Origin of the sequence: Aquiflexum lacus, from assembly GCF_015476655.1 — a bacterium.
GTDB lineage: Bacteria > Bacteroidota > Bacteroidia > Cytophagales > Cyclobacteriaceae > Aquiflexum > Aquiflexum lacus.
Window position 1 is genome coordinate 198346 of sequence record NZ_JABFHF010000003.1, and the last position, 13804, is coordinate 212149.

Genomic DNA, 13804 nt, shown 5'->3' on the forward strand with positions numbered 1-13804 from the left:
CTTCCCACAAAATCCTAATTCCAATTTGTGTTGGTAGATGGTTTTGTGGGATCGTTATTTTCAGTAGAACCCCAATGAACTTACATGTAATCCATACCGGATTTTTTAAATTAGATGGAGGTGCCATGTTTGGTGTCGTTCCTAAGGTGCTTTGGTCAAAAACAAATCCCGCAGATGAAAACAATCTTTGCACTTGGGCCATGCGCTGTTTGCTGGTGGAATTGGGAGATCGGTTGATCTTGATTGACAATGGCATTGGAAATAAGCAGGATGCCAGGTTTTTTTCCCACTATTTTCTACATGGAGACATGAGTCTTGAAAGCTCCTTACATACCAATGGCTTTAGCTTCGAAGATGTTACGGACAACTTTCTGACACATCTACATTTTGACCATTGTGGGGGTGGAGTCAGGTATCATAATAGAAATCCAGATAGACTTGAAATGACCTTTCCAAATGCTGTCTACTGGTCAAACGAAGACCACTGGAAATGGGCCATTGAACCCAATGCACGGGAAAAGGCTTCATTTTTGAAAGAAAATATATTACCGATTCAGGAAAGTGGTCAATTAAAATTCCTGGATCTCAAGGAAAAGAAATTTGACTCTTCTTTTGAATTTCTGATTGCTGATGGGCATACGGATAAACAAATGCTTCCTAAGCTTAAATATAAAGACAGGACAGTTGTTTTTGCTGCAGACCTGTTACCTTCTGTAGGACATATTCCATTGCCTTATGTAATGGGTTATGATACCCGCCCATTAATCACTTTGGATGAAAAAAAGATTTTTCTTGAGGAAGCCGCTTTGAACAATTATGTTATATTTTTGGAACACGATCCTATAAATGAATGCTGCACCGTTAAAATGACTGAAAAAGGCGTACGTTTGGACCAAACATTTGCATTGCATGAACTCTGATAAAAAAATTGGAATAGCTCTCTCAGGTGGAGGAGTCAGGGGAGTGGCCCATTTGGGAGTTTTAAAGGCCCTAAACCAACATAAAATATACCCAAACAGATTTAGCGGAAGCAGTGCCGGTGCCATTGCTGGTGCGCTGTATTGTAGTGGATTGGAACCTGATGAAATTCTGGAAATTATCATCAAAACCAACTATTTCAAATTTATAAAACCCGCCATCAGTTGGACAGGAATCCTTAAAATGGATTCGGTGGAAGAGCTCTATACCAAGTATTTGCCAACCAATAACTTCGCTGATCTTAAGATCCCACTTACGGTGGTAGCGGTCGATATCAAACGAGCAAAAGTGGTTTATTTTTCGGAAGGAGAACTGATCAAACCTTTGATGGCTTCATCTTGCATTCCAGGAATGTTTGACCCTATGGAAATCAATCATGTATTTTATGTAGATGGAGGGGTATTGAATAATCTTCCTGTAGAACCTTTGGAAGGTTTCTGTGATGCCATTATAGGTGTAAACTGTAATCATCTACCTGTTGAACATAATATCAAAAACATCAAAGCCCTCATTGAAAGGACTGTAATTATGTCAATGAACTACAACGCATACAGTAGAAAAAACAGCTGTGACTATTTCATAGAGCCTCAAGGACTTGCCAGATATGGCGTCCTTGATATCAAAAAAGCAAAGGAAATTTTTGAAGTAGGTTATCAAACTGCAATGGAATTTGTTGCTGAAAACCAAGTAATATTAGAGCTTGCAATCAAAGAAAAAATTGTAGTTAAATCATGATGAAGTTTTTGTCAAGAATAGTATTCTGGATCAGTGGTTGGTCTTTAAATATAGGATGGCCCAAAGACCTTAAAAAAGCAGTATTGATTGCAATTCCGCATACAAGCAACTGGGATATATTGTATGCCAGGGCAGCTTTTTTTCTGATGGATATCCCTGTCAGGTTTACGATCAAAAAAGAAGTTATGGTAGGGCCTTTGGGTTGGTTGATTAAAGCATTGGGAGGAATTGCCATTGATAGAAAAAGAATTCCGGGCGGAAGAAAGCAAACCTATACAGAGGCCATGGTCAACATGCTGAAAGATGCTGATGAATTGGTCATCATGGTGACTCCCGAAGGTACCCGAAGCTACGCTCCAAGGTGGAAGTCAGGATTTTACCATATTGCGTTGGGTGCAGATGTCCCGATCGTTATCGGTTATTTGGACTATAAAAAGAAAGAAGCAGGCATTGGACCGATTATTTATCCCAATGGAAAAATGGATGAACAAATTGAAGAAATGAAGGCATTTGGAAGAACAGTTACCGGGAAATATCCTGAAAAGGGAATTCGTTAATGAGATTTTTTAATCCTTTTAGAAGGATAGCATTGATTTTGTATAGCAATTGCAAATGGTAATTTTTTTTAATTAGAACTATCGAATAATCGATAGCTTGGGATAAAACTTAAAATCATGTTTAGATCGAATTTTAGAAGATTCAAAAAACACACTTCTTTCCAAATCATTATGGAGAGTGTAAAAGATTTTTCTAAAAATGAGGCGATGACCTTTGCAGCTTCCACAGCTTTTTATACCATTTTTAGTTTACCGGGTCTCTTGATTGTCTCACTAACGGTAGCGTCTTATTTTTACAGTGAAGGAGAAGTGCGGGAAGAGTTACTTAATCAAGTCTCTGGAACCTTGGGTTCAGACAGTGCCGAAACATTCGATAATATCATTAAAAGTGCCAGAGTTGATAACAAAAGTATTTGGGCCAAAGTCTTAGGTGTTGGAGTATTAATATTTAGTGCCACTACAGTATTTGTAAGTTTACAAAACAGTATCAATCATATTTGGCATATAAAAGCAAAGCCGGAAAGAGGTCTTTTAAAATTTCTTATCAACCGGTTATTGAGTTTTTCAATGGTTGCTTCCATTGGATTTGTCTTGTTGGTTTCCCTATTGGTTGATGCCATCATTGTGGTTTTTTTCAGGTATTTATCAAATTTACTTGATGAATCCACCTTGTTTTTAGCTTCCATAGCAAATTTTATATTTGCTCAGGGTATTTTGGTTGTCATTTTTGGATTGATGTATAGAGTTCTTCCTGATGCCCGGGTAAAATGGAGAGATGTTTGGCTGGGAGCGTTTGTGACAATGCTTCTGTTTGCTTCGGGAAAATACCTACTTGGTTTTTATATGGCAAATTCAGGTGTTGGAAGTGCCTATGGGACTGCAGGTTCGTTGGTATTCATCCTCATTTGGATTTATTATTCGGTAATCATCTTCTTATTTGGAGCTCAAATTACTTTTTACATTGCAGAAAAAGCAGGAGGAAGCATTACACCCTACAAGGAGGCCGTAAGGGTGGAATTGATGGAAGTAGATGGTGATGGAAAGATGATCAAAAAAGCGACAGATAAAGATACGCCCGAGGAGATTAAGCAGGCTGGGGTGGAGGAAGAAAAAGCCATAGAAAAAGAAAAAAAGGAAGAGGAGAAGGAAAAGCAGAAAAAGGATGATGAAACTCATTGACAAGAATCTAATCAATTTCAATTAAGCGTAACAGGGTCATTCATTTAACTGTCAATGTGATTTCATCAAAATATATTGTACCTGTGTTTCTGGAAAGTATACTGAGAAAGGTATTCAGAATTTATTCAACTGTCAGGGTAATATCATCGAAGTAAACTTTTCCTGTTGTTCTCGGACCCATTACGAGATACACCATAATAAAGTCAATGTCTTTTGGAACGCTGGGTAGTGTGATTGCCAAAGGTTCCCAATCAAAAGTACCAAAAACCCGAAATCTATTTTGAGAGCTCAAAAATCTATTGATGGTTGTGCCTTCGCTATCCTCTACAGGAAACATTCTGATCGAAATATAAATGTTACTGTTGGGGCCTTTTAATTCAACATTTTCACCTTTTAAATGAGTGCGAAGGGTCAAACGCCTTCCCTCAGAAGGCATGGGACCATTGTATGATTGCCTCCATATTGAAGTATTTACATTGAGGCTATCCTGATTTTCAATAAATAATGACCTGTTTCCGGAAAGAAAAATCTCTTGACTGACTCCTAAGGAAAATCCTTCATTTGCGACAGGTACCCAAGGAGACACTGAATCTGGTGAGCGTGAAATGTCCGTATTCCGAAGGAGTTGGGAGTTGGCAGGTAACCCATCTCTACTTAAATCGCATTGGAAAAACAGTAGAGAAATAGATATTAAGAGCAACCCTTTTTTCATATGGAAAAGATAATAGACCTATCCCAAAAAACGGATATAGATCAGGTAAGTTTTAACATTTTTTTTTTAAATATTTTTAATTCTATATTGTAATATGATCCCAAGACCCTTTGACGTATGAAAAAATGGCTAAAGGTAAGTTTGATATTGCTATTGGCTCTTGCAGTTATTTTTATTTCTTATACTTTATATCAATTTAGGGACCGACATAAGGGATATGAGGTCGATATAAAGATCAATGCTGCCCATTCTGAAGAAATCAAAGCCGGGTTTTCAAAGGTAGACATTACCCCAACATATTTTGACACTTGGACAGATCACAATGGAGATGCCCGTTTCAGTGAGAAAGATGGGGATGTTTACCAAGATCGAAATGGCAACGGGCAATTTGATCCCATCTATTTGGCAGGTTTTCATCAAAACAGACCTGCTTCAGGGGTCAATGATCCTCTTTGGGCCAGAACAATGGTATTGGATGATGGTAATTCTAGGTTGGCTTTATGTGTCATTGATATGATTGGATTTGGCCACGATGATGTGGTCAATGTAAGAAAGAGATTAGAAGCATCACTCAATATCGATTATTTGATCATTTCCAGTACCCACGTGCATTCTTCGCCTGATCTGATGGGAATGTGGGGTGTAAATGAATATTCCAATGGTGTCAATGCTGATTATCTGGAGTTTGTCATGAAGGGAATACTTGAGTCAGTGGAGTCTGCCACAAATGTTCTGGAACCTGCTTATTTCAGGTTTGCAGTCGATGAAGATACTGCACATCCTTTGGTGGGTGATACCAGAGATCCTCAGGTTTTCGATGCCAGTATTCAGATTATGCAAGCTGTATCTGTAAAGGAAGGTCGAACTTTAGGGACGCTCATGAATTGGGGAAACCATCCTGAGACACTTTGGTCAGGAAATACGATGATCAGTTCAGATTTCCCCCATTATTTTAGGGAATATGTGGAAAATGGAATCATGGAGAAAGATAGCCTCAAACTGGAAGGTATGGGAGGCACATCAATTTTTTTAAATGGCGCACTTGGTGGTTTGATGACAACGCATCCATCTCTCCCCGTTGTAGACCCTTATTCTGGTGAGATTTTTCAGGAAGAAAACAATGATAAAATCGATGCACAAGGTAAAGCGCTTGCCAAGATTGTTTTGGAAAAATTGATAAGTGATTCCGTGGTGGAAGTAAAGAATGGAAATCTAAATATCAGGGCAAAAAGTATAGAACTCTCTTTGGATAATAAGCTTTTCAGATTGGCGGCATGGATCGGTATATTTAAAAGAGGACTAAGTTCTTGGTGGAAAATAAGATCGGAAGTGGCTGTTTGGAATTTAGGTCCGGCATCTTTCGTCCATATTCCTGGTGAACTGTATCCTGAGATTTTGAATGGAGGTATAGAATTACCTGAGGGTGCTGACTTTGGAATAGAACCTATAGAAGTACCAGCAATAAGATCAGTCATGCCCGGTCAATTCAGGTTTTTCAATGGTATGTCCAATGATATGATTGGTTATATAGTTCCCAAAAGCCAATGGGATGAAAAACCGCCATTTACTTATGGAAGAGAAAAAAGACCCTATGGTGAAATCAATTCCCTTGGTCCTGAAACTGCACCTGTTTTACATCGAGTTGTTTTGGAATTATTGGAGGATCTTAGGTAAGAGTTGAGCATTAGAGTTTTGAATACATGATTGGGAATAGCCAATCTATCTCAGGTGAAATTTTGATCAAAATATCTATCAATATCAAATATCCATAAATATCATTATTTTCCCTTTCCAATTTTCACATACCCAAAAACGCTTAACCAATTCCACCATGCAAGACAGCATTTTGACAGCAGTTTTTCTTCCTTTGGCCCTGGCATTTATTATGCTGGGTATGGGCTTATCACTTTCCATTAAAGACTTTAAGAACATCTTTGTTTATCCCAAAGCCATGATTCTTGGCTTGACAAACCAACTGATTTTGTTGCCCATTTTTGGTTTTGCCCTTGCCCAGGTTTTTGGGCTGACAGGTGCAATGGCAGTGGGAGTGATGATTTTGGCCGCTTGTCCAGGAGGTGCTACTTCGAACCTGATTACCCACCTCTCCAAGGGTGATATTGCGCTTTCGATAAGCCTTACCGCGGTAAGTTCTTTAATTACGATTATTACCATTCCGATCATAGTCAATTTTGCCATTGCTTTTTTTGGAGAGGAGGGGAGTATCAAACTTCCGGTATTAGAGACAATTATTCAAATTATGGGTGTGACTGTAGTACCGGTTTCTATTGGGATGTTTTTAAAGAAGAGATTTCCAATTTTGGCCATTAAAGCCGATAGGCCTGTTAGGATAGCTTCAGCTGTGATATTTGCCGCGGTACTGATAGCAGCCATTCTCAAAGAGAGGGATTCGATTGTTGAATATTTTATCCTTACTGGACCGATAATGCTTTCCTTGAATGTACTGACCTTGATAGTCGGCTTCTTTTTGGCTACCGTTTTCCTACTTCCTAAAAGGCAAAGACTTACAGTTTCTATAGAATCCGGAATTCAGAATGGAACTTTGGGTATCATGATTGCCGCAACATTGTTGAAAAATTCCGAGATGACTATTCCAATTGCTATTTATAGTTTGATTATGTTTATCACTTCAGCAGTCATCATTTTTTGGGCTAATAAGAAAAAGGCTTAATCCCGTCTGACTGCAGGTTTAAATATACCAGAGTTTTTAGAAAATGATCAGGCAAATCTGCTTGTAAATTGATTTCCTGATTGGAGTAAGGATGAGTGAATTTTAATTTCCAAGCGTGCAGTAACATATTTTCCAATCCGAATTGCACTCTGAAAAAATTGTTCTGTTTGTTATCTCCATGAGTAGAATCTCCGATGACATAATGACGTGCATGTGCCATATGCCTTCTTATTTGATGCATCCTGCCGGTATGTGGATATACTTTCAAAAGTGAATACCTGCTTGTTGGGTATTTTGGTGAAGAGGAGAAAGGTATTTTTGATTGGGCCAGAGACCAATAGGAAGTTTGGGCTTCCTGCAGTTCCCCAATCAATTTTTTCTTTAAGGGATGATTGATGACCCCATGCTTATCTTCCATATAACCACGGACGATGCAGAGGTAAAATTTTTCTACCTCAGTAGTTGGAAAAAGGGGCTGAAGTAATGAAGCAGCTTCTGATGATTTGGCAAATACCAAAACCCCACTTGTCGGTCTATCAATTCGGTGCAGTGGATAAACCTTTTGCCCAATTTGATCACGTAATATTTGGAGAGCAAATAGGGTTTCTTCATCATTAGCTATATTGGTTTTGTGTACCAATAAACCTGCAGGTTTATTGATTCCAATATAAAAATCATCTTCAAAAAGTATCTCTAAAACTGGTTTTTCTAAAGTCATTTATATTATTTTTAAATTTTTCATTAATGCAAAGTAACTCTTCCCTTCCAATCTTCTTTTTTAAAGTGAGAATTTTAATGATGCCAATTACATTTTTACCAAAAGGGCAAAAGTTCGCTTTGAGCTTTTGCCCTTTTGGTAAAAATTATCCCACTTATCCTTTTCACAAATCAATCTATATAATTCCTAATGACTGTTTTAAGAGATCAATTATCTTAGTCAAAGAATAAGACTTAGATCGAATATGAAAAAACAATTATTGACCGTATGCCTGTTTCTCATCTCCATGTCATTTGCTTTTTCGCAAGAGACTAGAGAAATTAAGGTAGAATCCGCTTCAGTGACCAATGGAGAAGTAACCATCAAAGGAAAAAGGGTGCCCTACAAGGCTACCGCAGGAACCATGCCTGTTTGGAATGAAGACGGTAAGCCAATTGCCACTTTGTTTTTTACTTACTATGAGAGAACTGATATCAGTGATAAAGCAGCTCGACCATTGGTTTTTTCTTTCAACGGTGGCCCAGGCTCTGGATCCCTTTGGATGCACCTAGCCTATACAGGTCCCTACAAATTGAATATTGATGATGAAGGAAACCCGCTACAACCTTATGGGGTAAGTCAAAATCCCCATTCCATTTTGGATGTTGCGGATATCGTTTATATAGACCCTGTCAATACCGGATACTCCAGAATTCTTGATAAAGAAACTCCCAGATCCACTTTTTTTGGAATCAATTCAGATATCAAATATTTGGCAGATTGGGTCAAGACCTTTGTGACAAGACAAAACAGATGGCCTTCGCCGAAATATCTAATTGGAGAAAGTTATGGTACAACACGTGTGGCAGGTTTGGTGCACGAATTACAAAATTCCCATTGGATGTATTTCAACGGGGTAGTTTTGGTATCACCAACTCCTATGGGATTGGAAAGAAGCGGTCCGGTTGCCAAAGCCAATTACCTTCCCTATTATGCTGCAACTTCTTGGTATCATAAAGTCCTTCCTTCAGACCTTCAAAGTAGGGATTTGGATGATATTCTCCCTGAAGTGGAAAAATATACTTTAGATGTCCTCATTCCTGCTATTTCAAAAGGGGGTTCCTTAGATCCTGCTGAAAGAAAAGCAATAGCCAAAAAAATGGCTTATTATTCAGGCTTGAGTGAGCAGGTGATTTTGAACCATGCTTTAGCTGTCCCTACCAGTTTTTATTGGAAAGAATTGATGCGTGATAAAGGTTTTACTGTTGGAAGGCTTGATAGTCGGTACAGGGGAATAGACCAAACCGATGCAGGGGAGCGATATGATTATGACCCGGCTTTGACTTCCTGGAACCATGCCTTTTCTCCTGCCATGAATTACTATGCTAAAAACGTATTGAAATTTGATACTGATTTGACCTATAATTTATTCGGCCCGGTGCATCCATGGGACAGAAGCAATGAAAATACAGGTATGCAATTGGCTCAGGCCATGTTACAGAATCCATATCTTCATGTGATGACCCAATCAGGGTATTTTGATGGAGGTACGGATTACTTCAATGCCAAATACAACATGTGGCAAATGGATCCTGCTGGTAAAATGCAGGATAGGTTAAGTTTCAAAGGCTATAGAAGCGGTCACATGATGTACCTGCGTGCCGAAGATTTAGCCACTTCCAACGAAGACATTAGACAGTTTATCCAAAAGACTTTGCCGGGTAAAGGAGTTCCTGCGAAGTATTGATGCCAATGACCTTTGAGTGCGCCGCAGCGTACTCAAAGGTTTTTTTTTGCCTTCCTCAATTCAAACGAAAAACTTTAAATTTTCGAATTAGACTTCTCCTTGTCATTCGACCATAGGGAGAAATCTGAAAAGCCTTAGGGTTTTAGACCTCTCCTGTCGTCGAGGTGACAAGGCATGGTCCTTTTCACTGGCAATCCTTTGTTTGATGGATTGCTAGTGGCATTTAGCTCAAATATACCTCCCAAACTCCTCCAAACTTTTGATAGGTTCCTTCACCCCCAGCCATTCACCAATCATCTTATAAATATCCTCTTTCTTTTTCCCGGATTTGCGCATGAATTGGATAGAAGATGCCCCTGCGGATTTGGATAGCTTTTGATTTTTTGGATCTTGTAGGAGATAGTGATGATAAAAAGTATTTTGCGCAAATGTATTGGGAGCCAAATGTTCGGAAAGATATACCTGTGCTAAAGTGGAACCAAAAAGATCTTTTCCTCTGACAATCAGATCAACCCCAAAATGTAGGTCATCGACCATCGAAGTGAATTGATAGGCAGGTAGGCCATCTTTTTTTCGGACTACAAAATCTGTCAGGATTCCGGGTAGTTTACCAACAATATGACCCTCATTAAGATCTTTGAAAGATATGTCCTGATGCATATTTGCTTTGAGCCTCCAAGAGATCTCATTTTGATCAAAAGGCAATTTTCGGTTTCGGCAAAAACCGGTATAGTATCCTTTAGGATGCATTTTCTCCACCTTTTTTCTACTACAATCACAGGCAAAAAGCAATTGGCTTTTTTTAAGGATTTCAAGGCCTTTTGTGTATTGCTCCATCCTTTTATTTTGGGAAAAATTACTTGTGAAATCCTTTAAGTTCTTTGGACCCAAGTCATAGGGTAATTCTAAAAAATCAAGCGTATCAAAAATATCCTGAATATATCGGTTCTTTATCCTTTCCTTATCCAAGTCATCAATCCTCAATAAGACTTTTGCTTGGTGCTTCTTGGCCAAATGATAAGTTACAACAAATGAATAAACATTTCCCAAATGAAGAAATCCACTCGGAGTGGGGGCGTACCTCGTCAGCTTAAAATTTTTCATAAAATATCTCGAACGATAGTTACAAAAATCTAAATATTATTGAGAATTTAATACCAATACAGCTCATTTAATCGAGCACATTTGAAATTGCACCTGAAATATCTTTTCCTCATACCCATGTTTATTTTTTATATTCTTTTCAACCTTCTATTTCTGATTTGGAATCGATTTAAAGCCCATTGCTTATAATGACCAACAAGGGCGATACTCTTGAATAGGGAAATCATCATTGGAGATTTGAAAAATCCAGCTGAAAGACTTTGGTATAGGACTGAAAATAAAGAATTTTTGGGTACTGATTATTTTGGAAAACTGAAGAATTATCCGTGACTGAACCTGATTAATATATTTTAACGCCTTAAACTTTTCTGGTATGTCTTCCTGAAGTAACTTTGATTTGTGAAAAAATATCTTCTCGCCCTTTTCATTTATGTTGTTCTAATACAGACCCAAGCTCAATCACAGGTCATTACCGGCAATGTCATTGAAGGTATGGATAAAGGTTTTCTTGAAAAAGTGTGGGTAATCAATCTTCAGAGAAAGGATAGCAGTTTGACCAATGAAAGAGGATATTTTCGGGTTAAAGGTGTCAAAGGTGACAGTCTTTTGGTAACAAGACCTTATTTTATTCCCAAGAAAATTTTGGTAGGTGAGGAGACACATATTCTTACGGAAATCTATTTGGATGCGAGAACACTTCCAAGGTTTGATTTATATGGGGAGGAGATTAAAATTCCTTTTAAGGTTGGCAATCAGTCCAGTATGAGAAGTTTGAGTGACAGACCGGCTGGTCCTGGGAAAATTTATTCAGGCCTTAGCAACAACGAAGGCCTCAATCCAGGTTTTACAATAGATGGCCCCATTTCCTACTTTATGAAGAGTGAAAGGCAAAAAAGACAGTATGCCAGGAAATTGGCCTTTATCTCACGTCAACAGAATTACCTTGATCTTATTCAGTCAGATTCAGTCATGCAGGTTCTCAAAATGGAATACAATCTGACCGACAAAGATATGGATGACCTGATCATCGAATTCAACCTCTTGCACATTGACCACCAATTTGTGGATATGGATTATGATAGGGTAGAGCGCCTGCTGATTGATTTCCTCGACCGTAGGACAAGGTACAGAAGAGAATATCCCGAAGATATGCGGAGGATAGATGGTGGGGGATGATTGGATTTAGAACCAAGAACCAAAGCCTGCCCCGTACCGTTAGCTGTCGGCATGGGGCCCCAAGAGCCAAGTAAAAAGAAGCGAGAACCTAGAGATCTAAGATCCTTCAATTTTGAGATAATAGCCAAGAAACGAATATCAAAGGCTGTCCTGAGTTTTGGGTAACCAGGAATCTAAATCTTAAATCTAAAATCTTAAATCTAAAATTAGATCACTGAGGCAACCTGTAAGCTTGTCTGGAAAGTAACTTCCAAGTAGATTTACTTTTCACCCAAACCATCATGTTACCTATCCTGATATTTACTTTTTCCATGGCTTTGTTTTCAGCTGTTGCGACATAAATATGCGTAACAACAGCTACATTACCAGAAATGGTTATTTCCTGATTTTCCACATCTACGGCGAGGTAATCAAATGGTGTCAGACTTATGATTTCGGCAATAAAGGCATTTTTGTCCTGCACTGAGCCATTGGAATGACCGTATACCAAATCATCGGACAATAATTTCAAAAATTTAGATTCGTCGGCTTCCACTACTGCTTTTGCAAACTCCTGAACAGCTTGACTTACTTTTTCTTTTTCATCAACCATTGAGCTGAAGCCTAAGAAATAAAAAAGGGAGAGTATTAATAATGTTTTCATTTTTTCAAATTTAAAGGAAAGGCTGTGTTAAAAATTTCACAGCCCTTCCAATTTGGATCTTCTGATTAACTCCAAGTTCTATCGTGGGATCTTTTTTCATCCCATTCAGGTGTAGGAGCAAAATAGGATGAATCTGATTTGTGGAGATGTTGTTTTACGACCTCATCATTCAATTCAATTCCCAATCCTGGAGCAGTCAATGGAACGGGTGCATAACCTTTTACGATCAATTTATCGCCACCTGTGGTTTTGACCATATCTTCCCACCAAGGTAGATCAACAGAGTGATGTTCCAATGAAAGGAAATTCTGAGTGGCTGCGGCACAATGTACATTTGCCATAAATGAAACCGGAGTTCCTGCCTGATGCATGGCCATGGCTATGCCAAACTCTTCTGCGTAATCACCAATTCTTTTTGTTTCCAATAAGCCACCTGATGATGCCAAATCAGGATGCACAATATCTATTGCCCGGTTGTGTATCAAATCTTTGAAGTTTTCCAGCAAGAAAATATCTTCACCTGTGGTGGTAGGGGTATCCAAAGCATCAGTAATGGTTTTATGCTGTTCAGTCCACTGCCAAGGAACCATATCTTCCAACCATGCCAAGGTGTATTTTTCAAGTACTCTACCCAATTTGATACAGTTGTTGACATCGATATGACCGTAATGGTCTGTTGAAATCGGAATTTCATAGCCAACCATTTCTCTGACCTCATGTACTATTTTCGCGAGTTCGTCCAATCCCTTTTCGGTTATTTGGACACCGGTAAATGCATGTTTTGTGTTGGCATAAGACATGTAACCACCCTGCCATTGATTGGAACCTTGTTTCATAATTTCTGTATTATTCAAGGTCCCGGGGATATTTCTAACCTGATTAATGGAAACGTCCATTTTAAGCCAAGAATACCCTTGGGTTTCTGTCCTGTATTTGATTTTTTCCTTTTGGTCCTGGGGATCACTTCCTGTAGGTGTATCGGCATACAATCTGATGTTGTCCCTGTAACGTCCGCCCAATAACTGCCATGCAGGCACGTTGTAAGCTTTTCCACAAAGATCCCAAAGGGCCATTTCTACAGCACAGACACCGCCTGCCTGACGTGCTTGCCCACCAAACTGCTTGATGATTTTGAAGATTTTTTCAACATTACATGGATTTTCTCCTAAAATCCTGCTTTTCAGCATTAACGCGTACCTTGGATCTGCACCGTCCCGTACTTCCCCTAGTCCGTAAATTCCTTGGTTGGTGTCGATTCTGATAATGGCGGTCCTGCCCAATACTGTAGTGACACAATACCTTAGGTCAGTGATTTTTAGATCAGAAGGTGCAGAAGCCCTTCTAACATTTGAGGTGGTTTCTGCCATGGTATCTTCCATAGAAAGTCCCATCAAGGCAGTTAAAGACATTCCTCCAAGTGCCGTCTTTTTAAGGAAATCCCTTCTATTTGCTTTTGTATTGACATTGTTCATTTCTGCCAATCTTTCCGCCGCATACTGCTTTTCAATTTCTTTGGTGGTTTTGATTATATCCTTCAGCGCGTTTTTCATGATATTCTAGGTTTATTGTTAATGTTTGGGTTATAGC

Annotated in this window: 13 protein-coding genes; 8 read left to right on the top strand and 5 right to left on the bottom strand. The window is 38.8% G+C overall.

The annotated features are described in order from the left end of the window. Positions 1-74 precede the first annotated feature (74 nt). The 4 genes from HMJ38_RS04500 to HMJ38_RS04515 all read left to right on the top strand — a co-directional run bounded on the left by HMJ38_RS04500 (position 75) and on the right by HMJ38_RS04515 (position 3449). Positions 75-920 carry an MBL fold metallo-hydrolase gene (locus tag HMJ38_RS04500; protein ID WP_194973169.1) on the top strand — a complete coding sequence of 282 codons (846 nt, stop codon included), beginning with the start codon at positions 75-77 and terminating at the stop codon, positions 918-920. Beyond that, a complete protein-coding gene (locus tag HMJ38_RS04505) occupies positions 910-1713 on the top strand; it encodes a patatin-like phospholipase family protein (RefSeq protein ID WP_194973170.1) in 804 nt (267 codons plus the stop codon). The genes HMJ38_RS04500 and HMJ38_RS04505 overlap by 11 nt, the downstream gene beginning before the upstream one ends. Then, positions 1710-2270 (top strand): 1-acyl-sn-glycerol-3-phosphate acyltransferase, encoded by a 561-nt coding sequence (locus HMJ38_RS04510; RefSeq protein ID WP_194973171.1) that lies wholly within the window; start codon positions 1710-1712, stop codon positions 2268-2270. Before HMJ38_RS04505 ends, HMJ38_RS04510 begins: the two co-directional genes overlap by 4 nt. Before the next feature lie 117 nt (positions 2271-2387). Further along, positions 2388-3449 carry a YihY/virulence factor BrkB family protein gene (locus HMJ38_RS04515; RefSeq protein ID WP_194973172.1) on the top strand — a complete coding sequence of 354 codons (1062 nt, stop codon included), beginning with the start codon at positions 2388-2390 and terminating at the stop codon, positions 3447-3449. Between the two features lie 121 nt (positions 3450-3570). Here HMJ38_RS04515 and HMJ38_RS04520 read toward each other — a convergent pair whose 3' ends face one another. Next, complete coding sequence (locus HMJ38_RS04520; protein ID WP_194973173.1) at positions 3571-4161, bottom strand: hypothetical protein; 591 nt, start codon at positions 4159-4161, stop codon at positions 3571-3573. Between the two features lie 117 nt (positions 4162-4278). Between HMJ38_RS04520 and HMJ38_RS04525 the strand changes: the two genes are divergently transcribed. Continuing rightward, the gene (locus HMJ38_RS04525; RefSeq protein ID WP_194973174.1) at positions 4279-5835 is read left to right on the top strand and encodes a neutral/alkaline non-lysosomal ceramidase N-terminal domain-containing protein; all 1557 of its coding nucleotides are present in this window, start codon (positions 4279-4281) and stop codon (positions 5833-5835) included. A 157-nt stretch (positions 5836-5992) separates the two neighbouring features. Then, entirely contained in the window at positions 5993-6850 is an 858-nt protein-coding gene (locus HMJ38_RS04530) for a bile acid:sodium symporter family protein (RefSeq protein WP_194973175.1), read from the top strand. On the opposite strand, the gene HMJ38_RS04535 is transcribed toward HMJ38_RS04530, so the two are convergent. Then, the gene (locus tag HMJ38_RS04535) at positions 6831-7568 is read right to left on the bottom strand and encodes a pseudouridine synthase (protein WP_194973176.1); all 738 of its coding nucleotides are present in this window, start codon (positions 7566-7568) and stop codon (positions 6831-6833) included. The genes HMJ38_RS04530 and HMJ38_RS04535 overlap by 20 nt on opposite strands. A gap of 244 nt (positions 7569-7812) precedes the next feature. Here HMJ38_RS04535 and HMJ38_RS04540 point away from each other — a divergent pair, with 244 nt between their 5' ends. Beyond that, positions 7813-9294 carry a S10 family peptidase gene (locus tag HMJ38_RS04540; protein WP_194973177.1) on the top strand — a complete coding sequence of 494 codons (1482 nt, stop codon included), beginning with the start codon at positions 7813-7815 and terminating at the stop codon, positions 9292-9294. Between the two features lie 228 nt (positions 9295-9522). Here HMJ38_RS04540 and HMJ38_RS04545 read toward each other — a convergent pair whose 3' ends face one another. Next, positions 9523-10398, bottom strand: coding sequence for a glutamate--tRNA ligase family protein (locus HMJ38_RS04545; protein WP_194973178.1), 876 nt, complete (start codon positions 10396-10398; stop codon positions 9523-9525). A gap of 399 nt (positions 10399-10797) precedes the next feature. Between HMJ38_RS04545 and HMJ38_RS04550 the strand changes: the two genes are divergently transcribed. Continuing rightward, entirely contained in the window at positions 10798-11574 is a 777-nt protein-coding gene (locus HMJ38_RS04550; RefSeq protein ID WP_228779884.1) for a hypothetical protein, read from the top strand. Between the two features lie 211 nt (positions 11575-11785). On the opposite strand, the gene HMJ38_RS04555 is transcribed toward HMJ38_RS04550, so the two are convergent. Continuing rightward, positions 11786-12217 carry a nuclear transport factor 2 family protein gene (locus HMJ38_RS04555; protein WP_194973179.1) on the bottom strand — a complete coding sequence of 144 codons (432 nt, stop codon included), beginning with the start codon at positions 12215-12217 and terminating at the stop codon, positions 11786-11788. A gap of 65 nt (positions 12218-12282) precedes the next feature. Further along, entirely contained in the window at positions 12283-13767 is a 1485-nt protein-coding gene (locus HMJ38_RS04560) for a mandelate racemase/muconate lactonizing enzyme family protein (RefSeq protein ID WP_194973180.1), read from the bottom strand. Between the last annotated feature and the right edge of the window lie 37 nt (positions 13768-13804).